Genomic DNA, 21,546 nt, shown 5'->3' with positions numbered 1-21,546 from the left:
TTGATTCCTCAGCTTTCGGTGTAGTTCATGAGCCAGTTCCCAGCGGTCATGACGGCGCGGGTTTCGAGTTCTGGACCGGTGACGATCAGATCGGCGCGGCAACCCGGCACGAGATCGCCGACCATTCCGGCCAGCCCCATCAGCGAAGCAGGCGTTGCCGTCGCTGCGATGACAGCCGAAAGCAGATCGACGCCGGCGTGATTAACAGCCCGGCGGACTATGTCCATCAACCGACTCGTCCCGCCGGCAATGGCCGTTTCCCCCTGGCCGGCCAATCGCGCCACGCCATCGATCACGTCTACGTCGAGAGGCCCGAGTGGGTAACGGCCGTCGGGCATTCCGGCGGCAGCCATCGCGTCGGAGACCAACGCGATCTGATGCGGACCGACAAGATCGAACACCGTCGCCACCGTCTCGTCGGCGAGATGTACTCCGTCCCCGACCAACTCGACCACCATCTGTCCTTTCGCAGCCGCGGCAAGACATGCCGCCACTGCGCCGGGAGCACGGTGATGCATCGGAGCCATACCGTTGAACAGGTGAGTGGCACTGAGCGGTGCATGCGCCGAGTGTGCGATCGAACGTGTCGCAATCGGGTTGGACGCATCGGTGTGTCCGATACTCACGACGGCACCGTGACGCTCCAGCAATGAGGCAAGTTCGCCGAAGTGTGCTGTCTCCGGAGCGATCGTCATCGAGCGGATGTGCCCGCGGCCGGCTTCGAGCAGCGACTCGAGCAGAGCCGGGTCGCCGTCGAGAATGCTGTCGGGATCCTGGGCGCCACAACGGAGTACCGACAGGAATGGACCTTCCAGGTGAATTCCGGCCAGCGTACCCTCGTCCACCAGTCCTGCCAGGAGCTCGATGCGACTGCGCAGGATCTGCGGCGGCGCGGAGACGAGCGAGCCGATCACCGAGGTCGTGCCGTTCGTCCGGTGGTGATCGGCAGCCACGGTGGATCCGAACTCGTCTGCCTCGGGGAAACCGAATCCGCCGGCGCCGTGGCAGTGAACGTCTACCAACCCCGGGATGATCGTTGTACCCGCAGCTGGCCGTTCGGGTAACGGGTCGGTTCGCTGCGACGCGGGTCCTGCCCACACCACACGATCACCGGAGATCTCGACAATCCCGTCCGAGAGCAATCGACCACCGGTCACCAATTGTCCACGCAGAATTTGTCCACGAAGTATCACGACATCACCTGCGGTACAACGGGAACTTCGGTATCCGCGATCGACAACTCGCGGAGCACGGCGTCCGCGAGCACGTAGTGCCCTTGTTCGTTCGGATGGAATGCGTCAGCCAGGAGAGCCGGCGGTGGACCATCGGGAGAATGGGCCGTCCACTGCGCGTAGTGGTCGACGAACACAACGCGCGTCGAGGCGGCAACCTGCCGCACGACCTCGACGTACTGAACCAATCCCGCTCTGGTGGGCGCATTCTCGACGTCGATCGGTGGCGGCGTCTGCAGGATCGGCACCGCACCGATCGCTCGCGTCCGGAAAATCATGTCCGAGAGGTCGTCTCGAAACCGCTCCAGTCCTTCTTCGTCATCCAGTGCGTCATTCGTACCGAGCATGATCAACACCACCGAGGGTTCGAACACTTCGATGCGGTGTGCGAAACCCGCACGCACATCGGAGGATCGATTGCCGCTCACCCCGGTGTTGACAAGGACGTGGTTGAACAAGGAAAGTTCACCACGGACGCGCTCGGCGCAGTGTTCGACGTAACTTCGATGACCGTCGGTGTGCGTCAATCCCTGAGTGATGCTGTCGCCGGTGAAGACCCACCGTATCGGCGTCGAGGAGTCTACGAGCAAAGTCTCCAGTCGAATCCGTTCAGCAGTCCTGGACTTCAAAGCCTTCGACGTCGGGGTCACACCCTCGACCTTTCGGCGCCCGATACTGCGGCTGCGAATTTCGACGTGATGAACGCCGGATCCGTGATTGCGGTTCCGACAACCACCGAGTCTGCACCCAGGGCGATGGCGCGTGCCGCATCCTCCGGGCTGTGGTATCGCCCCTCGGCAATGAGGACTGCATCTGGAAGTGCCTGCCGCAGTTCCGAGATCAGTTCCAGGTCCGGGCCGGCCAGCCGTCGGCTGTTCTCGGTGTATCCCGCCAGTGTGCTGGAGATGACGTCGGCGCCCGCCGCGGCGGCAGCGACGCCGTCCTCGAGTGTTCCACAGTCGGCCATGACGAGGCCGCCGCGATCATGGACCGCGTCGACGGTGTCGGCAAAGGTCAGCCCGTCCGGACGAGGCCGCAGCGTGGCGTCGGCAGCCACGATCTGCGCACCCGAATCCACGACTTCGAGGGCTGATTCCCTTGTCGGCGTGATGAACACGCCCTCCGAGCCGATCTTCGTCAAACCGATCACCGGTACCTTCACTGCCGACACGACTGCTTCGACATCCGGGGTTCCGCCCACACCGCCGCAGCGGATCGCCACTGCTCCGCCGTCGACCGCGGCGCGGGCCATCCTCTCGATGGTCCCGGTGTCGCGCAGGGCATGGCCGTGTCCGGCCTGACAGGACACGATCAGCTTCCCGCTGATGATCGTGAGCAATTCTTCGACAGTCACGGTGTTACCTCGATTCGTGTTGCGGCGGCCAGGAGCGCAGCGCCGACGAGCGGCGCATCGGTGCCCAAACGAGCAGGAAGAATGGCAGTTTCGGCAATGGGGCCCATCGCTTCCACCCGGAAAGCGGAGGTCAGCGGCGACAGGAGGTCGGCTCCGATCTGGGCTGCACCGCCGCCGATGACGATCACCTCGGGATCGAATGCGGTGGCGACGCCGGCCAGGACGCGGCCCAGCAGAGTACCTGCGTCGGAGACCACGGCACGGGCGATCGGATCGCCCGAGTGCATGAGCGCCACCACTGCCTGTAACGGTTGAGTGGGCACACCCGCCCGCGCTGCGTACTCGGCTGCCATCGCCGGGCCAGACGCGACTGCCTCGAGGTGATCGGTTCTGCCGCAACCGCAACCTATCGCCCCGGAAACCGGAACCAACAGATGCGCGAGTTCGCCGGCTGTTCCGTGGGCACCGTGGTACAGCTGACCGCCCACGGTCAACGCGCCACCGATTCCGGTACCGATCGAGACGAACAGTGCAGAGGTTCGACCGCGTCCGGCGCCGATCATGTTCTCGCCGTGGGCCATCGCGCGCACGTCGTTGTCCACCGTCACCGGTAGGCCTGAGTGTGCCTCGAGTTCTCCGCGAACCTCGGCGCCACTCCATCCGGACAGAATGTCGGAGGCGAAGACGACGCGGCCACGCACCCGATCGATGATTCCCGGTGCACCGACTCCGATTCCGGCTACCGTGTGATTCGCCCTCAGACGGTCGATCAACGCCGTAGCGGTCCCGAGAACGGCTTCCCTACCCGCCGTCGGTGTTGCCGCACGAACGGTGTCGATCACGTCTCCGTCGGACGTCACCACCGCGGCAGCCACTTTGGTGCCGCCGATGTCGATACCGATCCATCGCTTCTGCCCAGATGTCATGTCAGAGGAGCCCGGCCTGTTCCAGAACGACCTTGATCGTTGCGGTCTCGGACTCGTCGAGCGAGAGCATCGGCGCGCACATCGTGTTGCCGGTGATGACGCCGCGCAGGGCCAGAGCCGTCTTGAACGCGCCCAGACCCGCGGCACCGGCACTGACGCGACCCGGTGTCGGCGCCTCGACGATGGAGAACAGATCGGTGAGTCGATCCTGCTCGGCCTTCGCTGCGGCCCAGTCTCCTGCCTGCGCAGCGCGCCACAGTCGTACGTAGCCGTGCGGGTCCACGTTGGCCAGGCCGGGCACTGCGCCCGAAGCACCCATCAGCAGGCATCCGTCGACGACTACCTCGTGCCCGGTGAAGACGGCGAAGTTTTCGAGCCCGGCCGACTGACGGAGCAACATACGGAAACTGACGTCGTCGCCGCTCGAATCCTTCACGCCGGCGATGACTCCCTCGCGACCGAGCTCGACCAGCATTGCCGGGCTGAGCTTGCTGTGGACACGAACCGGGACGTCGTAGGCGAACAACGGAAGATCCACTGCGGCGTGGATGGAGCGGAAATGCGTTGCCGTCTCGGCTGCATCGGTGATCGCGTAGAACGGCGCCGTCGCGACGATGGCATCCGCACCAGCCTCGCGCGCCTGCTCGGCGACGGCGATGACCCGGTTGGTGGTCATGTCGTTCACTCCGACGAGGACCGGTACCTGGCCGCCGACGTGACCGATGGCCGTCTGCACCACCTGGGCGCGCTGAGCGTCGGTGAGGTAACCGACCTCACCCGAGGAACCGAGGACGAACAAGCCGTCGACTCCGGCTTCGATCTGCAGTGAGAGCAGGCGTTCGAGCGACGTGGTGTCGACCTCGCCCTCGAGCGTCAGTGGTGTGACGATCGGCGGGACGATTCCGCTGAAGGTGGTGGTTTCCGTGCTCATGGGGTCTCCATATGTTGGTTGTCGGATTGAGTTGTGGGTGCGGCTGTCAGGGAGAAACGGAGACCGGCTGACCGCTCGAGGCGGACAGATAGGCAGCATCGATCACGCGCATCGACGCGCGGGCGTCTGCCACGGTGTAGTCGGGTTCGGTCCGTGTGGGAAGTCGATCGAGCACGTGAGAGAGAAAGCTCGACACCGCGTTGTCCGAACCGAAGCCGCCGATGGGTAGTGCGGTCACGTCTCCCGAGGCCGCGAAGTGGGTCACCGCGGGTTTGTCGTCGTCGGAACTCGCGTATCCGTGGGATCCGAGGACGCGAACCGTCGCGGTATTCGCGCCGAAACCCGGTGCTGCGGGGATTCTTCCGACGGTCACCGTCGCGGTGACGCCGTTTTCCAGGGCGAGCGAGATCAACGCCGTGTCTTCGACTCCGAACTGCTGGTGGGCCCCGCCGTAGAGTGTGCTCGTCTCGGCGTACACCTCGGTGACGTCCAGGCCGGTGAGGTATCGGAGGTAGTCGGCGGCGTAACCGGCGAAGTTCACTACTTCTCCCCCGCCGGAAAGCGCGGGATCCACCACCAGTTCGGGACGCTCGACAGACGTCGCGAAATGTGTTCCGCTTGCGAGGAACTCGATGTCGACGTGGCGCGGCAGTCCGAGATTTCCGGCGTCGATCCATCGGCGCAGTCGCCGGAGCGCAGGTGAATGAGTGCGGTTCACCACCGTGCAGATTCGCCCGTTCGACCGTGCGGCTTGCTGAACCGCCGCGGCCTCCGCCTCGTCGACGCCCACCGGCTTGTCCACCAGGACGTCGAGTCCGGCGTTCAATGCGGCAATCGCAAGCCGCGCATGCCTGGTCGGCTCACTGCAGATGATCGCCAGGTCAATCCGTTCGGGGTCGAGCAACTCGCCGAGTTCGTCGATCCACTCGATGTCTGCGGCCTTTGCCATCGCGATCCCGTCCTCACGAATCCAATCGGGGACCGAGGATTCGTCGGAGGCCCCGACCAGGCTCACTCGAGGATCGGATCGCAACAGGTCCGCATAGGAGCCGGCATGCCTGACGCCGCTGACAAATCCGACGCGGATCGAACCGGTGCCGGTCATTGGTTTTCTCCGATCGAGACAGCGCGGCCGGTGTCGAGCGATTGCTGGGCAGCGATGGCAGTCGCGAGAGCTGCACGCACCTGCCAGTTCTCGACTATCGGGCTCGCGGAACCGTCGAGAGTGGCGATCCAGTGACGCATCTGATGCGACATCGCGTCCTCGATCGACGACGGCGGCGCGTTGGTCGTGTCCGTCATCAGTCCCGGGTCGTCGCCGGTGTCGTGCGCGAGCGTGCCGGAAGTCCCCGACACCACGATCCGACGCACCATCTTTCCCGATTGTGTTAGCGCGTAGGCCAATTCGATCAGAGCCAGCGATCCGTCCTCGAAGCGAACGGTCAGATGGAAGCTGTCGTGCACGGGCATCCCCGCCGCGAAGGTGGGGAAACTACGAGCGAACACACGGGTCGGACGACGACCGATCAGCCACGTCACCAGATCGAGTGCGTGGGTTCCGTTGTGAACGGGGTGACCACCCGAACGTTCCTTGTCGTGTTGCCAGCCTCGCCAGCCCCCTGGCCAGACATGGCCGGTGTACCAACTGAGATGGATCAACCGGGGGTCGCCGATGACACCTTGTGCAACCGAGTTTCCGATCGAGGTGATCGACGGCTGGAATCGTACGGTCTGTCCGACCATCAGTGAGGTGCCGCCACCTTCGGTGGCCTCGACCATGGCGTCGAAGTCCGCGACTGTCAGCGCGGCCGGCTTCTCCACGTGCACATGCTTTCCCGCGCGGCCCGCGGCTATCGTCACGGGTGCGTGGTCGGGAGTGGCCCCGACGACGTTGACCGCCTGCACGCTCGGGTCGGCGAGAATCTTCGCCAGATCGGTACTGGCCTTCGCGCCCGGCGCCAACGCCGCAACCGATGCGGCCCGGTCCAAGTCACTGCCGAATACGTAGGCGACTTCGACCGACGGGATGCGCGCCAAGGCGCTGACGTGGTCCCGCGCGATTCCGCCGCTACCGATGACGGCTACACGCACCGTCACTTGGCACTTCCCGAGAGCACTGCCGGTTCGCCGCCACCGAGTCGCACCTGTTCGGCGACGACGAGTGCGCGTTCACGTGCGTACGTCAACGGCGAGTCGGGATCAGCCTTGCCGTCGAGAACTGCTGCCATCTCGTCGATTTCGTGACGAATCGCAGCCTGCATCCACAGCGAGGATCCTCCGTTGCCCGAGTTGTACTTCTGCGTCCTGCTCGCAGCGTCGATCAACGATTGGTTCTCGGCGTCGACGTCGAAGATCGGCCACGACTCTACGACCTGTCCCCCGCGCACTCGGCTGACCCGGCCGGTGTGGAAGTCCGCGTGGACCGAACCTTCGGTGGCATCGACGGTCAGCTGCCACGACGAAGTGTGTGAACGCGTCGAGATGGTGTGTCTGCCGATCGCGCCGCCGGCGAACGACACCACTGTGTTGCGGAAGCCGTCGTCCGCGGTGGCGATGCTCGACACGGCAGTCACCTCGCCGCCGAGCCAGCACATCAGGTCCAGTTCGTGAATCTCGTGAGTCAGTTCTCCACCCGTTCGGCTCTTGTCGAGCTTCCACCACTGTGGATCTGCGCCGTCGGTGTCGATCCAGCGTGAGCGAGACGTTTCGATCGCAGCGACCTCGCCGAGCTCCCCCGACGCCAGCAGGTCCGCCAGACGTCGTACACCCGGCATCATCCGCATGATGTGCCCGACCATCAACGGCGAACCGCTCGCGTCAGCGCTCGCGATCATGTTCTGCGCATCGACCAGTTCGACGGCGAGTGGCTTCTCGACAAAAACTGCCTTGCCGTGTTCGAGCGCCGCGATGGCAGGTTCGGCGTGCGCGTGATTGGGCGTCGCGACGACAACGAGGGCCAACTCCGGGTGAGCGGCCACCGCGTCGTGATCGTCTGTCGGGGTCGCCGAGAACTCTGCGGCGACGTCCTTGGCCCGCTCGAAGTCACGGTCGCACAGCATCGTCAGTTCGAAACGTGGATGGGCAGCCAGCTCGCGAGCGAGGGAACTACCGAAGAATCCGCAACCGACCACACCGACTTTGTATCGGGTCATGAAGTCTCCAAAGATTGGATGAGGGATGTCCTATGTTATACGGCCAGCGTCATCGCTCGTCAATTCGACGCCGGTAACACAGTCTTCATCTATGCAGGTGAGCGCACTATTTTTGGCTCGAAACCGGCGAAACGTCGAAGTTCGGCGCCGCCAGTTCCGAAGATTCTCTAGACGCTTTCTGATCCACAATGTAAGTTACGCAACATCGGACGTCGAACATAGGACATCCCCTATCCACTCCCTTGATGTCCCGCTCCCCGCCTTGGAGGCCGCCTTGAAGAACGAACGACCGCTGAGCTCCGCGTTCACCCGCCGAGACCTGTTCCGGTACACCGGGCTACTGGGAGCTGCAGCAGGTATCACCGCGACTCTCGCGGCCTGTGGCGGCGGGCCGTCGTCGACCTCGGTTGTCGGCGGTTCTGCGAGCACCGGCGATCTGACCACCGCCATCGGATACGGCAACGACCAGAGCTTCGACCCGATGCAGACTGCATCCGGTTTCCTCATGGCAGCGGTCAACCACGTCTACGAGGGACTGCTCGAAAACGATCCAGGCACCGGTGAGACGTATGCGGCGCTCGCACAGGCCGTCCCGACCGACGCCACTGCCTCGAACTGGACCATGAAAATCCGCGAGGGAGCAACCTGGCACGACGGCACTCCGGTCACCTCGGACGACGTCGTCTTCACCTTCGATCGCATCCTCGATCCACAGCAGAACGTACTGATCCGCTCCTTCTTCTCCTCCTGGCTGCAGTCCGTCACCAAGGTCGACGACCAAACGGTGACCCTGAACTTCAACTACCCGTTCAGCGCTGCCGCACAGCGTCTCTCGATCGCCAAGATCATGCCCAAGCACGTCTTCGACGGCCACTGGGACGAGGCCAAGTCCGGAGCGCTGGTCGTCGGTTCCGGTCCGTACAAGCTCAAGAGCCACACCCCCAAGAGCAACACAGCTTTCGAGGCCTTCGAGGCGTACAACGGGCCGCGTCCGGCCAACTTCGCGACCATGAACTGGCTCTCCATCGTCGACACCTCCTCACGCATCGCGCGCGTCTCGGGCAACAATGCCGGTGCACAACTCGCCGACAACATCCCCGTCGCCAACGTCCCCACTCTGACCTCCGGTGGGCGCACCGTCGAGGGCAACCCGGGCATGAACCTCATGTACCTGCTCTTCGACACCACTCAGGCACCGTTCGACGACGTTCGTGTTCGCCAGGCGATGTTCTACGCGATCAACACCCCGAAGATGATCGAGATCGCCCTCGGCGGCAAGGCAGCACCGGCCACGAGCTACCTGTACGAGCGCAACCCCGACTACGCGCGAGCGTCCACCGTCTACTCGTACGATCCGGACAAGGCCCGCTCACTCCTCGCTGCCGCCGGCGTCAGTGGCCTCGACCTGACACTGCTCTCCACCAACGTCAGCTGGCTGGCCGACTGCTTGCCGACCATCAAAGAGTCTTGGGACGCAGTCGGATTCAACACGACGCTCGAACCGCAGGACACCAGCGCCATGGTGAGCAAGCTCAACAGCGGCCAGAAGTTCCAGATCGCCGCCGGTACGTCCAACCCGCAGGCATTCGGCAGCGACGTCGACCTTCTCGTCCGCTACACGTACAGCAAGGGCGGCTTGTGGACGAAGACCTACGCCAAGTGGGACGACACCCCCGAAGCGCAGAAGATCTACGCCACCATGGACGAAGCCACCCGCGAGACCGACCCGGCAAAGCGCAGCACCCTCGTGCAGTCGTACCTGAACCAGATCGCCGAAAATGCTGTCTACTACCCGGTTCTCCATCAGGAACTCCTGACTGCGTGGGATCCGAAGAAGATCGCCGACGTCACTCCGCTGCCGTACCCCGGCGTCAACCTGCTTCAGGCGAAGCCGGCCTGATACCCGCCCGCTCGGCCGTTTCCCACAACTGAGAGATCCCCCGATGGCAAGAGTCCTCCCCATGCTGATCAGGCGATTACTGATACTGATCCCCCTGATCCTCGGCATCATCGCGTTCGTCTTCATCGTGATGCAGTTCGCGCCCACCGATCCCGCAACCGCGGCGTTCAACGGTGGCAACCCGACTGCGGAACAGTTGCAGCAGTTCAAGGAAGAGAACGGACTGCTCGATCCGCTTCCGCTGCAATACGTTCACTTCGTGACCGATCTGGTCAGCGGCAACATGGGTGACAGTCTGATTTCCGGTACCCCGGTGTTGGATTCGATCTCCACCGCTCTGCCACTGACCATTCAGCTCACGGTTCTCGGTCTGGTGATCGCCATCGTGCTCTCGCTGATCTTCGGCGTCACCAGCGCACTGTTCCGCGATCGTTGGCCGGATCAGGTCATCCGAGTGATCTCCCTCGGTGGTGTGGCGGCACCGTCATTCTGGTTGGCACTGCTGATGATTCAGTATCTGGCTGTTCAACTCGGATGGTTCCCCACCGGTGGCTACGTCAATCCGAGCGACTCCGTCAGCGACTGGCTCTGGTACATGGCGCTCCCGGCACTGTCCCTGTCACTGCCCGTCGCAGCACAACTCACGCGCATCATCCGCACGTCGATGGTCGAGGAGTTGGACAAAGACTACGTCCGGACCGCGATCGGCAGCGGCCTGCCCTATCACGTGGTGATCGGACGGAATGTGTTGCGTAACGCACTGATCAACCCGCTCACCGTCCTGGGTCTACGAGTCGGTTATCTCCTCGGTGGCGCTGTGGTCATCGAGCAGATCTTCGGCCTGCCCGGCATGGGTCAGCTCATGATCAACGGCGTCACCAACGGTGACCCCGCAGTCGTTCAGGGTGTTGTCATCGTCATCGCGGTCGGCTTCGTCGTCGTCAACCTCGCCGTCGACATCCTCTACCTGCTCGTCAATCCACGACTTCGGAGCGCAGCATGATGAGAAGAAAACTCACCGAGAAGCTTTCGCGACCCGACATCACCTTTTCTCGCTTCCCCCTCTCGGCCTGGCTGTCGATGGCGGTTCTCGCGATCATCGTGCTCGCCTGCCTCTTCGCGCCGCTGATCACGCAGTACACCCCGCTCGAACAGGCGGTGGGTACCGCGGGCCCCAGCGCCGAGCACTGGTTCGGTCAGGACAGTCTCGGTCGAGATCTGTTCAGCCGCTTGCTCTACGGCGGACGCTGGTCGCTGACCATCGGTCTCGGTTCCACCTTCCTCGCACTGTGCGCCGGCGCTCTCATCGGATCGGTGGCCGCAACGAGCCGAAAAGGCGTCGACGAGACCATCATGCGTGTGCTCGACGTGGTCATGGCGTTCCCGGGCATTGCGCTCGCTGCCGTACTCGTCGCGGCCTTCGGTGGTTCGATCCCGGTTCTGATCGTCACTATCGCGTTCCTCTACACACCGATGGTGGCTCGCGTCGTTCGCGCAAACGTTCTCGCTCAGTACGGCGAGGACTACGTCGCGGCCGAAAAGGTCATCGGCGCAAGAACTTCACACATCGTCGTCAAGCACGTCGTAGCCAACTGTGCTGCGCCCGTTCTCGTCTTCTGCACTGTCATGGTCGCCGACGCCATCGTGCTGGAAGCCAGCCTGTCGTTCATCGGCGCCGGTGTGCGTCCCCCGGACCCGTCGTGGGGATCGGTGATCGCGGACGGCAAGAACATGGTCCTCCTCGGTGGTTGGTGGGCAACGGTGTTTCCCGGCCTGCTCATTCTGCTGACGGTGCTCTCCCTCAACGTGCTCGCCGAGGGCCTGACGGACGCGATGGCCGATCCGAGTCTGAAGAAGACCAAGAAGACGCCCTCCGCGCTCCAAGCAGCGCAGACCGCTGCAGCGGAGGAGACCTCCAACGAGCTCATTCTGGAGGACGAAGCCGCATCGGTCACCGACACTCCGGAGTTGATAGACGACTTCGCCGATCCGAGCGTCGTGAAAGATGTTCTCGAGCCGGCCGCCGAGCCGACTCCTCTCGAAACGCACCTGAAGATCCTGGCGGAAACCGAGCGGTCCCGCTCCGATCGTCTTGTGTACGAGGGCGATGCCGCGCCACTCCTCGAGGTCCGCAATCTCACGATCCGGTTCCCGGAACGCTACGGAGACACGGCGATTGTCGACAACGTGAGCTTCACCGTCCGCCCGAACGAGACGATGGCACTCGTCGGCGAGTCCGGTTGCGGAAAGTCGCTCACCTCGCTGGCGATCATGGGTCTGCTACCCAAGACGGCAGTGGTGACCGGCGAGATCCTGTTCGACGGAGTCAACGTCCTCGAGCTGAACAACCGGGAGCGAAACAAGCTGCGCGGGCACGACATGGCCATGATCTACCAGGATGCGCTGAGTTCACTGAATCCGGCGATGCTGATCCGCGCGCAGTTCAAGCAGCTAACGAAGCGCGGCGGTACCCGCACAGCCGAGGAACTGCTCGAACTCGTCGGACTCGATCCGGTGCGCACTCTCTCCAGCTACCCACACGAGCTTTCCGGTGGTCAGCGTCAGCGCGTTCTGATCGCCATGTCGCTCACCCGCAGTCCGCGGTTGATCGTCGCGGACGAGCCCACCACCGCTCTCGACGTCACCGTCCAGGCCCAGGTCGTGGACTTGCTCAACGATCTTCGGGAAAAGCTGGGGTTTGCCATGGTTTTCGTGAGCCACGATCTTGCACTCGTTGCTTCACTCGCTCACAAGATCACGGTGATGTACGCCGGTCAGGTCGTCGAGTCGGCGCCCACGAGTGATCTGCTCGTCGATCCCCGCCACGAATACACCCAGGGCCTTCTCGGGGCCGTTCTCTCGATCGAGGACGAAGCGCCGCGGCTGCATCAGATTCAGGGAACTGTTCCCTCGCCCGGAAACTTCGCGCCGGGTGACCGTTTCGCCGAGCGTTCCACTCGCCCGGACTCCGACCCCCTCCGAAAGCCGGAGATGGTCCGGGTCGACGGGACCGAGCATTGGTTCGCCGACCAGTCCGCGACTCCCGTACGTACAGAATCGGAATTGGAGAGCGTGCGATGACTACAGCTGAAGCACCCATCCTGGAACTGAAGAACATTCACGTCGTCCACAAGACCCGTTCGGGATCACTGTTCAAACCGGGCACGGTTCACGCGGTCAACGATGTCAGTATCGACGTACGACGAGGGACGACGATCGGCATCGTGGGCGAGTCGGGTTGTGGCAAGTCCACTCTGGCCAAAGTCATGGTCGGACTGCAGAAGCCGACGTCGGGCGACGTGGTCTTTCGCGGCCGAAGCGCTCTGACCCGGTCGGCCGGCGTGCGCAAGGAGTTCGGCCGAGCGATCTCGATCGTCTTCCAGGATCCGGCTACCGCGCTCAATCCCCGAATGACGGTGGCCGACATCCTCACCGATCCACTCGACGTCCACGGCATCGGCAACCGCGCGAGCCGAACCGCCCGAGTTCGCGAGCTGGTCGGTTTGGTCGGGCTCCCCCAATCTGCACTCGAAGTCATCCCGAGCCAGATCTCCGGCGGTCAGCGGCAACGTGTCGCGATCGCGCGTGCACTCGCGCTCGAACCTGACGTCATCGTGGCCGACGAGCCGACGTCGGCGCTCGACGTCTCGGTGCGAGCGCAGATCCTGAATCTGCTCAGCGACATCAAGGCTCGGTTGGGGCTCGGCATGGTGTTCATCTCGCACGACATACAGACGGTGCGGTACGTCTCCGACACCATCGTCGTCATGAACGCCGGACGGATCGTCGAGCAGGGAACGGCCGAGGAAGTATTCGACAGCCCGTCCGATGCGTACACGGCCAAACTGATGGGTGCGGCGCCCAGCCTCCTGCAACGCACCGTTGACGTGGGTTGACCAATGGAGCGGATGACCGGACATAGGATGAAGGACGTTCGTATCAGAAAAGGGGAATCGATGTCTGTCCGGAGTGGCACACAGGGCGCTCGTTTCAGCGCGCAAAACCGCATGCGCGCACTTCAGACGGACATCATGAACTTGATCCTCGAACGCAGGCTCTCCCCCGGCGACCCGATGCCCACCGAGGCCGAACTGTCCGAGGAATTGGGTATCGGCCGAAACACGCTCCGGGAGGCGCTCAAGGTTCTGCAGGCCTTGGGTGTCGTCGAGATCCGTCACGGCTTCGGAATGTTCGTCGCCCCTAGCAACTTCGACGCTCTCGCCGACGGCCTGACCTTCCGTGGCCGGTTGTCCTTGCAGGGCACCGGGCACGAGGCGATGGAACTGGTCGACATTCGTCAGGCACTCGAGACCGGACTGATCGGTGCGGCGATGGCCGAGATGACGTCGGCCGACCACGCCGACCTCGACGAACTCGTCACCGGCATGGAGGTCCGTGCCGCAGCCGGGAAGAACTTCTCCGACATCGACGCGACCTTCCACTCCCGCCTGTACTCCCCGCTGGACAACCAGGTCCTCGGTCAGTTGATGGACGTCTTCTGGCAGGTGTACAGCGAGATACAGCAGGCCATCGGGCATTCGGATACGCCACTGATCGACATCGCGTCGAAGCACCGTGCGATTCTCGACGCGATCCGTACGGGTGATGCAGTCGAGGCGGCGCACACTCTCGATGTGCACTTCGGTGGCCTGCGCGAGCGGATCGCCAGTCTCCATGCGTCCGAAGCGCAGTAATTTCGAAACACGTGATTTTGCTCCGCTGGCTCACCATCGCGCCCGTTCTTCCGGCAAAATTACAGGTATGAAGAACCCGAACCTGACGCCTTCGCGCGTTCTCGCAGTTGTCCTCGCTGCCGCCCTGGTCATTTTCGTGATCGCACGCCGCCGCGACGACGGCGCCCTCAGCCGCGGAGAATGGTTGTCGGACACCGTCGGACCGGACGACCTCGCCGGCTGAACGACGTGTGCCCTCGGCCGAAACTCGGCCGAGGCCACACGCACGTGTCATCTACTACTTCATCGAATCCAGTCGGGTTCGCGCGTCCTCGAACCCGGACACCAGCTCTGCCATGACCTCGGCGACCGGGCGGATCTCGTTCATCCGTCCCACGATCTGACCGACGGGCATTGCCACAACTTCCGGGTTCTCCGATGCAGCGATTCTCTGATGAGCGTCGCTGACCAGAAGGTTCTGCAGCGGCATCGGCAAGGGCGCCGGTGCTCCCGGGTTCGACCAGGCTTCCGTCCACTTGGTCTTGAGCAACCGAGCGGGCTTACCCGAGTAGATGCGCGAACGAACGGTGTCGGCCGACGTCGCGCCCAACAGTGCACGCTGAATAGCGGACGGGCCCTCGCCCGATGCACTGCCGAGTTTGTATTCGGACGTGGTGAGCCAGTACGAGCCCATCCACACTCCGGACGCACCGAGTGCAAGTGCGGCAGCCACCTGACGGCCGCTGCCTATACCGCCGGCAGCCAGTACGGCAGCTGAATCACCCAGTGCATCAACGATTTCCGGAACGAGAACCATCGATGCGATTTCGCCGGTGTGACCGCCGGCCTCGTAGCCCTGCGCGATCACGATGTCGACACCGTTCTCGACGTGACGACGTGCATGCTCGACGGCGCCGGCCAGCGCTGCTACCGGTACGCCCTTCTCGTGTGCCTGATCGATGACGTCCTTCGGCGGTGATCCCAATGCATTCGCAATCAACGCAATCCGGTGTCCCAGAGCAACATCGACGTGAGACCGCGCCACCGAGTGAAGCCATCCCAATACGCCGGTCGCATGCTCGACGTCGTCGGAAAGCGGCGGCACACCGAGCTCGTCGAGCGTGCGGTTGACGAAGGCGCGGTGCTCCTCCGGAATCAGCTTGTCGAGATCGACGGCGCCGCCCTCGGTCGGCACCTTGGCCGGCATGACGATGTCGACGCCGTACGGCTTACCGTCGGTGTTCTCGTCCATCCACGTCAGTGCGGCTTCGAGCTCTTCCGGGTCGTTGAACCGGACGCAACCGAGCACGCCCAGACCTCCCGCGCGGCTGATCGCGGCCGCGACGTGCTCGGAAGGAGTGAATCCGAAAATCGGGTATTCGATGCCGAACTTGTCGGCGAGATCCGAACGCATCAGGCTTCCACGCTTTCGTTTGCGGACGCCACAGGAGCGCCGTTTCCGTTGTGATCATCGGCCTCGCGCGATTCCGTTTCGGCCTTCGCCCAGCGGTAGTCGGGCTTGCCTGCCGGGTTGCGCTTGATCTGATCCACGAACCACACGCTGCGCGGAACCTTGTATCCGGCAATCTCTTTGCGTGCTGCGGTGGCGATGTCGTGCAGCGTCGGCGACGTGCCTTCGCGTACCTGGACCACTGCGGCAACGCGCTGACCGAAGCGCTCGTCGGGGATACCGATCACCAGGACGTCGAAGATGTCCGGGTGCGCCTTCAAAGCGCCCTCGACCTCTTCCGGGTACACCTTCTCGCCGCCGCTGTTGATCGACACCGAACCGCGGCCGAGCATCGTGACCGTGCCGTCGGATTCGACCTGCGCATAGTCGCCGGGGATCGAGTAGCGAACGCCGTTGATGGTGCGGAAGGTTTCGGCCGTCTTGACCTCGTCCTTGTAGTAGCCGAGCGGGATGTTGCCCTTGCGAGCGAGCATGCCGCGCTTGCCCGATCCGGGTTCGACCTCGTTGCCGTCGTCGTCGAGAACCGTTGTGGAGGCGTCGATCTTGACCGTCGGACCGCCAGTGTGCTTCTGGCCCTTGCTCAGCACGGCGAGTCCACCGAAGCCGGTCTCGGATGCTCCGATGGAGTCCGTCAGCAGGCGGTTGGGCAACAGTTCGAGGAACTGCTCCTGGATACTCGGCGAGAAGAGTGCAGCACTGCTGGCCATCACGTAGAGCGTCGAAAGATCGTACGGCTCACCGGTCTCCGGGTTTCCGGCGATGAGTGCGTCGAGCATCGGACGGCCCATCGCGTCACCCGTGATGAAGATCAGGTTGACCTTGTGCTTGTCGATGTTCTGCCACACCTCGTGGGCGTCGAATTCCGGGTGCATCAAACAGGTTCCACCGCCGAAGAGGCTGTGGAATACCGCCGACTGCGAACCGCCGTGAATCATCGGAGGGATCGGGTAGCGGATCATGCTCGGGTTGGCTGCGCCGACCTTCGCCATCTCGTACTCGTCCTCGACCGGAACTCCGGTGACGAAGTTGATGCCTCCGCCGAGAACACGCCACCAGTCCTCGTGACGCCACATGACGCCCTTGGGACTTCCGGTGGTGCCGCCGGTGTAGAGCATGAAGATGTCGTCGTTGCTGCGCTCTTCGAAATCACGCTCACCCGAACTCTGCGCGAGTGCGTCCTCGTAGCCGATGCCGAAAGCACTGAAGTCCAGATCGGTGCCGTCCTCGACCACGATGACGGACTTGACCTTGGGAGTGTTCGGCAGGACGTTCGCGACCTTGTCCGAGTAGCGGCGCTCGTGAATGAGCGCAACCATGTCGGAGTTGTCGAAGATGTACTGCAACTCGTTCTCGACGTACCGGTAATTGATGTTGACCATCACGGCCCGGATCTTGAAAACCGCGACCATGGCCTCGATCGCCTCGATGACGTTCCGGCAGTAGATGCCGACCTTGTCACCCGGCTGAACGCCATGTTCACGCAGGTAGTGACCGAGGCGGTTTGCTCGGTCCTCCAACTGTGCATAAGTCATCTCGCGGTTGTCCGAGACCAGCGCAACGCGGTCCGGAACGAGGTCGATTGCGTGCTCTACGAAGTCTGCGATGTTAAGGGCCACGAGTTCAAAGTAGAACGTGTTACCGTTTCTGGCAAGACCCAATTTGAGAGCCAGCTCACAGACCCGCCAGGAGCCATCAGTGTCCACTTCGACGACCGAAAAATCAGACATTTCGGAAACCGCGCCGCATTGCCTCGTGGAGAAGCGTGGCCACGTTCTCATCGTGACCATGAATCGCCCCGAGCGTAAGAACGCCATCACCGGCGAGATGATGGCGATCATGGTCGACGCCTGGGATCAGGTCGACAACGACCCCGAGATCCGTGTCGCCATCCTCACCGGTGCGGGCGGCGACTTCTGCGCCGGCGCCGACCTCAAGAACATGTCCGCCAAGCCGCCGGGAGATTCCTTCGCGGGCGGTGGCGTCGACATGTCCAAGATCGAAGGCCTCCTCAAGGGCCGTCGGTTGACCAAGCCGCTGATCGCCGCCGTCGAGGGTGCAGCCATCGCCGGCGGAACCGAAATCCTGCAGGGCACCGACATCCGCGTCGCGGGTGAGAGCGCCAAGTTCGGCGTCTCCGAAGCCAAGTGGGGGCTCTTCCCGCTCGGCGGTTCCGCAGTGCGTCTGGTGCGACAGATTCCGTACACGATCGCGGCGGACATCCTGCTCACCGGTCGTCACATCAAGGCTCCGGAGGCCAAGGAGATCGGGCTCATCGGCCACGTGGTCGCGGACGGCCAAGCCCTCGACAAGGCGCTGGAGCTCGCGGACCTGATCAGTGCCAACGGCCCCCTCGCCGTGCAGGCGATTCTCAAGACCATCCGCGACACCGAGGGCATGCACGAGGAAGAGGCCTTCCAGATCGACGCACAGCTGGGCATGAAGGTGTTCATGAGCGCCGACGCCAAGGAGGGCCCGCGGGCTTTCGGTGAGAAGCGGGCGCCCCAGTTCAAGGGTGTCTGACCCACCCCTGTCTGAGCCACCCCCGTCTGACCGACCCCCGCCTGAGCCCCCTTTCCTGTCCGCTCTCGGTCCCACCCACCCCCTTTTCGAGCGAACGTACCTTTCGGCGCCTTCAGTGCGCCGAAAGGCACTTTCGCTCAGCCGGTTTCGTCCAATTTCACCCATCTCGACCTCGCGAACACCTGCGGCCGGGGACGTGACTGCGCCAATCTGTAGTGCGCACGCAGGTCCTCGATCACGCGATCAGGGTCCGTTCGCAGTGCACTGGGCACCGTCGGCAACACGATGATTCCCGCATTCTGCATACGCGTCCGACGCTCCACCGTGCGCTTGTAGTCCGTCGGTGCGGCATGCCATTCCAAGGAGTCGATGTCCCACGCGAAGGCAACCGAATCGATCCATCCGTCCGGAACTGCGATGAAGTCCCCGTTGGCATCCCGGATCTCATGGTTGAACAACATTTCCGGCAGCCCGCTCCGCTGCCACAATTTTCGCGCGTGAACCTCCGGAACCGAGTGGACGTTCGCGTTCACTTCGCGCAACACGACCCGAGGTAGCGCGGAACCCCGACTGCTACCCGCTTCGAGTTCCTTCGCAAGTTCGCGCACCGAGACATCGCCGCGCTGAACAGCCTCAGCGATGAGTGCCCGTGTGGGATCGAGCGCCTTGTACCGCCTCGCAGCGTCGAGTAACGCTCGCGGCAGCGGAGCACAGCGCAGACCGTTCCGAATCTCCGGCTCGGGCAGTCGAACAGTGCGCTCCACCGTGACGAACCCAACCGATTGAACTCGACGGTCGATGGGGATGAGCACCTGCACATCCCCCGAGTGCGTTCGATATCCGTACTCCGACATGGCTGATCGCCCCGTCAGCAGGGAATCGTCACCGCTCAACATGAGCGCAGCGATCGAGCGTTGACGTGGCGTCGGTTGACCGTTTCTGAGCAGAATGACCCCCGGCAATATGCGCTGCCACGGTCCACCTACCCGACACCGGGTGTGCACTGCGGAGTTGGACACGCCCAATCGCGCCAACTCCGCCGTTCGGATCACTCCGCTTCGACTGACGCGGTAAATCGCGTCCAGATCATCGCCCCACGTTCCTCGCCGCATGGTTGCAGCATGACTCGAGCATCAGCGCGGGCCCCGGCGGCGAACTGGGGTTTCGGTGCGCCTGTGGATAACTTTGGGCGAGCGAAAGGTACGTTCAGCGCCTCAGATGCGCTGAACGTGCCGTTCGCTCGAAGAAAAAAGGGGGGTACCGCTCGAAAAAAAAGGGGGTGCCCCGCTCAACCACCCACCGCGGCCGCGAGCTCTCGCACATGGTCGGCGTCGCGGCAGGTCACCAGCAGCATCGTGACTCCGGCTTCCTCCCAACGCTTCACGTCTGCGCGCACCTCGTCGACGTTGCCGATGATCATGGTCTCGGTGACCATCTCGTCGGGGACGACGGCAGCAGCTTCGTCCTTGCGGCCCGACATGAAGAGGCGACCGATCTCGTCGACCTCCTTCTCGTAGCCCATCCGCTTGTAGACCTGCGCGTGAAAGTTCAACTCCGGGGCGCCCATTCCGCCCACGTAGAGGGCGGTCATCGGCTTGAGAGCGGCGATGGCAGCGGCGCGATCGTCGGTCACGATGACCTGGCACGTGGCGGCCACCTCGAAGTCTTCGCGACTACGACGGGCCCCGGCGCGCGCGAACCCTTCGTCGAGCCACTTGTTGTACATCGGGGCCAGGCGCGGGGTGTAGTAGATCGCCAGCCAGCCGTCGGCGATTTCACCGGCGAGCGCGACGTTCTTCGGCCCTTCGGCGCCGAGCCAGATCGGGATGTCCGCACGCAGCGGGTGCGTAATGGGCTTGAGCGGCTTGCCAAGTCCCGAACTGCCCGGTCCCGCATACGGCAGAGGGTAGTGGGGGCCGGGACTGGTGACGGGCACTTCACGGGCGAGGACCTGGCGCACGATCGAGACGTATTCGCGGGTGCGCGCGAGCGGCTTCTCGAACGGCTGGCCGTACCAACCTTCGACGACCTGCGGTCCGGATACGCCGAGCCCGAGGATCGTTCGCCCACCGTTGAGGTGATCGAGAGTGAGCGCGTGCATGGCACAGCTGGTCGGTGTTCGCGCCGAAATCTGTACGACGGAAGTACCGAGCCGAACCGTCTCGGTGCGCGATCCCCACCAGGCGAGCGGGGTGAAAGCGTCCGAGCCCCACGACTCCGCCGCGAAGACCGCGTCGAATCCGGCGCCTTCCGCGGCCTCGATCAGTTCCGGGGCGTTTGCCGGCGGCTGTGCGCCCCAGTATCCGAGTTGCAACCCAAGCTTCATCGCAGGCCTCCACATTGCCGGTGATCAGAAGTGACTCTTGCCACAATCTCTAGAACCTGTTCTACTCGATCTTGTGACCATCGGAAAGAGCGGGGTGGCCGACAAGCCCCTGAGCGCACCATTGAATCTCCATTTCGACTACACCAGATCGACGGGACCGACCATCGGCGCGTTCGTGACTGCCCTGCGTGATCGCAAGGTGATCGGCGCACGCGGGTCGAACGGTCGTGTCTTCGTGCCGCCACCGGAATTCGATCCGGACACGGCCGAACCACTGACCGACTTCGTCGGAGTCTCCGACGGCGGAACGGTCGTGAGTTGGACGTGGATGCCCGAACCCATCGAGGGTCAACCACTGACGAAGCCTTTCGCGTGGGCCCTGATCAAGCTCGACGGCGCGGACACGTCCATGCTCCACGCAGTCGACGTCGACTCCCCCGACGACATCAGCACCGGCCTGCGGGTCCGTGCTCGCTGGGCGTCGGAGCGGATCGGGCAGATCAAGGACATCGAGTGCTTCGAACCAGGTGAGAGCGAAAATGGAATCGCGACAGTCGATTCCACCGCCGATCCTGTCACCATGATCACGACGCCTGTCGACCTGCACTTCATGCATTCCGCTTCGGCCGAGGAGAGTTTCTACCTCCGCGGTCTCGCAGAAGGCAAGCTCATCGGTGGTCGCAGCGGACCCGAAGACAAGATCTACATCCCACCGCGCGGCGCGAATCCCACCAACGGGAAGCCGACGAGCGAGCAGATCGAACTGCCGGACAAGGGAATTGTCACCACCTTCTGCATCGTCAACGTCCCGTTCCTCGGGCAGCGAATCAAACCGCCCTACGTGGCCGCCTACGTGCTTCTCGACGGGGCTGACATTCCGTTCCTGCACTTGATTCTCGAATGTGATGCCGCGGACGTACGGATGGGCATGCGCGTCGAAGCCAAGTGGAAGCCTCGCGAAGAGTGGGGTTACACCCTCGAGAACATCGAATACTTCCGGCCGACAGGTGAACCCGACGCCGAGTACTCCACCTTCCAACACCACCTGTGAGGCTCCTGAA

Annotated in this window: 20 protein-coding genes; 8 read left to right on the top strand and 12 right to left on the bottom strand. The window is 63.4% G+C overall.

The window, feature by feature from the left end:
• Window positions 1-8 precede the first annotated feature (8 nt).
• From ACVZUB_RS04595 to ACVZUB_RS04560, 8 genes are read right to left on the bottom strand one after another with little or no spacing between them, the layout of a single operon-like run.
• On the bottom strand, window positions 9-1,193 hold the full coding sequence (locus ACVZUB_RS04595) for an N-acetylglucosamine-6-phosphate deacetylase (RefSeq protein ID WP_217018388.1): 1,185 nt from the start codon (window positions 1,191-1,193) through the stop codon (window positions 9-11).
• Entirely contained in the window at window positions 1,190-1,882 is a 693-nt protein-coding gene (locus ACVZUB_RS04590; RefSeq protein WP_217018386.1) for an SGNH/GDSL hydrolase family protein, read from the bottom strand. Before ACVZUB_RS04590 ends, ACVZUB_RS04595 begins: the two co-directional genes overlap by 4 nt.
• The gene (locus ACVZUB_RS04585) at window positions 1,879-2,586 is read right to left on the bottom strand and encodes an N-acetylmannosamine-6-phosphate 2-epimerase (RefSeq protein ID WP_042449507.1); all 708 of its coding nucleotides are present in this window, start codon (window positions 2,584-2,586) and stop codon (window positions 1,879-1,881) included. Before ACVZUB_RS04585 ends, ACVZUB_RS04590 begins: the two co-directional genes overlap by 4 nt.
• Complete coding sequence (locus tag ACVZUB_RS04580) at window positions 2,583-3,512, bottom strand: ROK family protein (RefSeq protein WP_058039191.1); 930 nt, start codon at window positions 3,510-3,512, stop codon at window positions 2,583-2,585. Before ACVZUB_RS04580 ends, ACVZUB_RS04585 begins: the two co-directional genes overlap by 4 nt.
• 1 nt (window position 3,513) lies before the next feature.
• Window positions 3,514-4,443: a dihydrodipicolinate synthase family protein gene (locus tag ACVZUB_RS04575; RefSeq protein WP_007734313.1), complete on the bottom strand. Its 930-nt coding sequence runs from the start codon at window positions 4,441-4,443 to the stop codon at window positions 3,514-3,516.
• A 46-nt stretch (window positions 4,444-4,489) separates the two neighbouring features.
• The gene (locus ACVZUB_RS04570) at window positions 4,490-5,548 is read right to left on the bottom strand and encodes a Gfo/Idh/MocA family protein (RefSeq protein WP_007734307.1); all 1,059 of its coding nucleotides are present in this window, start codon (window positions 5,546-5,548) and stop codon (window positions 4,490-4,492) included.
• A complete protein-coding gene (locus ACVZUB_RS04565) occupies window positions 5,545-6,540 on the bottom strand; it encodes a Gfo/Idh/MocA family protein (protein WP_217018385.1) in 996 nt (331 codons plus the stop codon). Before ACVZUB_RS04565 ends, ACVZUB_RS04570 begins: the two co-directional genes overlap by 4 nt.
• Window positions 6,537-7,595, bottom strand: coding sequence for a Gfo/Idh/MocA family protein (locus ACVZUB_RS04560; protein ID WP_217018384.1), 1,059 nt, complete (start codon window positions 7,593-7,595; stop codon window positions 6,537-6,539). The genes ACVZUB_RS04565 and ACVZUB_RS04560 overlap by 4 nt, the downstream gene beginning before the upstream one ends.
• 274 nt (window positions 7,596-7,869) lie before the next feature.
• On the opposite strand from ACVZUB_RS04560, the gene ACVZUB_RS04555 reads away from it, so the two are divergent.
• The 6 genes from ACVZUB_RS04555 to ACVZUB_RS04530 all read left to right on the top strand — a co-directional run bounded on the left by ACVZUB_RS04555 (window position 7,870) and on the right by ACVZUB_RS04530 (window position 14,412).
• Window positions 7,870-9,495 (top strand): ABC transporter substrate-binding protein, encoded by a 1,626-nt coding sequence (locus tag ACVZUB_RS04555; protein WP_217018383.1) that lies wholly within the window; start codon window positions 7,870-7,872, stop codon window positions 9,493-9,495.
• 43 nt (window positions 9,496-9,538) lie between these two features.
• On the top strand, window positions 9,539-10,498 hold the full coding sequence (locus ACVZUB_RS04550; protein WP_003945671.1) for an ABC transporter permease: 960 nt from the start codon (window positions 9,539-9,541) through the stop codon (window positions 10,496-10,498).
• A complete protein-coding gene (locus ACVZUB_RS04545; protein WP_482628522.1) occupies window positions 10,498-12,576 on the top strand; it encodes a dipeptide/oligopeptide/nickel ABC transporter permease/ATP-binding protein in 2,079 nt (692 codons plus the stop codon). Before ACVZUB_RS04550 ends, ACVZUB_RS04545 begins: the two co-directional genes overlap by 1 nt.
• Window positions 12,573-13,391 (top strand): ABC transporter ATP-binding protein, encoded by an 819-nt coding sequence (locus ACVZUB_RS04540; protein WP_217018381.1) that lies wholly within the window; start codon window positions 12,573-12,575, stop codon window positions 13,389-13,391. The genes ACVZUB_RS04545 and ACVZUB_RS04540 overlap by 4 nt, the downstream gene beginning before the upstream one ends.
• Before the next feature lie 60 nt (window positions 13,392-13,451).
• The gene (locus ACVZUB_RS04535; protein ID WP_050655749.1) at window positions 13,452-14,189 is read left to right on the top strand and encodes a FadR/GntR family transcriptional regulator; all 738 of its coding nucleotides are present in this window, start codon (window positions 13,452-13,454) and stop codon (window positions 14,187-14,189) included.
• 67 nt (window positions 14,190-14,256) lie between these two features.
• Window positions 14,257-14,412 carry a hypothetical protein gene (locus tag ACVZUB_RS04530; RefSeq protein ID WP_003945810.1) on the top strand — a complete coding sequence of 52 codons (156 nt, stop codon included), beginning with the start codon at window positions 14,257-14,259 and terminating at the stop codon, window positions 14,410-14,412.
• Between the two features lie 54 nt (window positions 14,413-14,466).
• Here ACVZUB_RS04530 and ACVZUB_RS04525 read toward each other — a convergent pair whose 3' ends face one another.
• Together ACVZUB_RS04525 and ACVZUB_RS04520 are read right to left on the bottom strand one after the other, a co-directional pair.
• Window positions 14,467-15,582 (bottom strand): NAD(P)H-dependent flavin oxidoreductase, encoded by a 1,116-nt coding sequence (locus ACVZUB_RS04525; protein ID WP_003945863.1) that lies wholly within the window; start codon window positions 15,580-15,582, stop codon window positions 14,467-14,469.
• Window positions 15,582-17,255, bottom strand: coding sequence for an acyl-CoA synthetase (locus tag ACVZUB_RS04520; RefSeq protein ID WP_064073843.1), 1,674 nt, complete (start codon window positions 17,253-17,255; stop codon window positions 15,582-15,584). Before ACVZUB_RS04520 ends, ACVZUB_RS04525 begins: the two co-directional genes overlap by 1 nt.
• A 79-nt stretch (window positions 17,256-17,334) precedes the next feature.
• Here ACVZUB_RS04520 and ACVZUB_RS04515 point away from each other — a divergent pair, with 79 nt between their 5' ends.
• Entirely contained in the window at window positions 17,335-18,159 is an 825-nt protein-coding gene (locus ACVZUB_RS04515; protein WP_064073840.1) for a crotonase/enoyl-CoA hydratase family protein, read from the top strand.
• Window positions 18,160-18,296: 137 nt separating this feature from the next.
• Here the strand turns inward: ACVZUB_RS04515 and ACVZUB_RS04510 are convergent, their stop codons facing one another.
• A complete protein-coding gene (locus ACVZUB_RS04510) occupies window positions 18,297-19,271 on the bottom strand; it encodes a hypothetical protein (protein ID WP_042920440.1) in 975 nt (324 codons plus the stop codon).
• 176 nt (window positions 19,272-19,447) lie between these two features.
• Complete coding sequence (locus ACVZUB_RS04505) at window positions 19,448-20,485, bottom strand: LLM class F420-dependent oxidoreductase (RefSeq protein ID WP_064075638.1); 1,038 nt, start codon at window positions 20,483-20,485, stop codon at window positions 19,448-19,450.
• 73 nt (window positions 20,486-20,558) lie between these two features.
• On the opposite strand from ACVZUB_RS04505, the gene ACVZUB_RS04500 reads away from it, so the two are divergent.
• Entirely contained in the window at window positions 20,559-21,536 is a 978-nt protein-coding gene (locus ACVZUB_RS04500) for a Zn-ribbon domain-containing OB-fold protein (protein WP_021342921.1), read from the top strand.
• The last annotated feature ends 10 nt before the right edge of the window (window positions 21,537-21,546 follow it).

The sequence above is a fragment of the Rhodococcus sp. OS5 genome, from assembly GCF_056837585.1.
The sequence above is the reverse complement of the archived record's forward strand: the minus strand, read 5'-3'. Positions and strand labels throughout refer to the sequence as shown.

Excerpts from the sequence above, each read along its gene's own strand:
- ACVZUB_RS04580 (WP_058039191.1), bottom strand. The coding sequence starts at position 3,512 with ATGACATCTGGGCAGAAGCGATGGATCGGTATCGACATCGGCGGCACC.
- ACVZUB_RS04575 (WP_007734313.1), bottom strand. The coding sequence starts at position 4,443 with ATGAGCACGGAAACCACCACCTTCAGCGGAATCGTCCCGCCGATCGTC.
- ACVZUB_RS04570 (WP_007734307.1), bottom strand. The coding sequence starts at position 5,548 with ATGACCGGCACCGGTTCGATCCGCGTCGGATTTGTCAGCGGCGTCAGG.
- ACVZUB_RS04560 (WP_217018384.1), bottom strand. The coding sequence starts at position 7,595 with ATGACCCGATACAAAGTCGGTGTGGTCGGTTGCGGATTCTTCGGTAGT.
- ACVZUB_RS04550 (WP_003945671.1), top strand. The coding sequence starts at position 9,539 with ATGGCAAGAGTCCTCCCCATGCTGATCAGGCGATTACTGATACTGATC.
- ACVZUB_RS04545 (WP_482628522.1), top strand. The coding sequence starts at position 10,498 with ATGAGAAGAAAACTCACCGAGAAGCTTTCGCGACCCGACATCACCTTT.
- ACVZUB_RS04540 (WP_217018381.1), top strand. The coding sequence starts at position 12,573 with ATGACTACAGCTGAAGCACCCATCCTGGAACTGAAGAACATTCACGTC.
- ACVZUB_RS04535 (WP_050655749.1), top strand. The coding sequence starts at position 13,452 with ATGTCTGTCCGGAGTGGCACACAGGGCGCTCGTTTCAGCGCGCAAAAC.
- ACVZUB_RS04530 (WP_003945810.1), top strand. The coding sequence starts at position 14,257 with ATGAAGAACCCGAACCTGACGCCTTCGCGCGTTCTCGCAGTTGTCCTC.
- ACVZUB_RS04525 (WP_003945863.1), bottom strand. The coding sequence starts at position 15,582 with ATGCGTTCGGATCTCGCCGACAAGTTCGGCATCGAATACCCGATTTTC.
- ACVZUB_RS04510 (WP_042920440.1), bottom strand. The coding sequence starts at position 19,271 with ATGCGGCGAGGAACGTGGGGCGATGATCTGGACGCGATTTACCGCGTC.
- ACVZUB_RS04505 (WP_064075638.1), bottom strand. The coding sequence starts at position 20,485 with ATGAAGCTTGGGTTGCAACTCGGATACTGGGGCGCACAGCCGCCGGCA.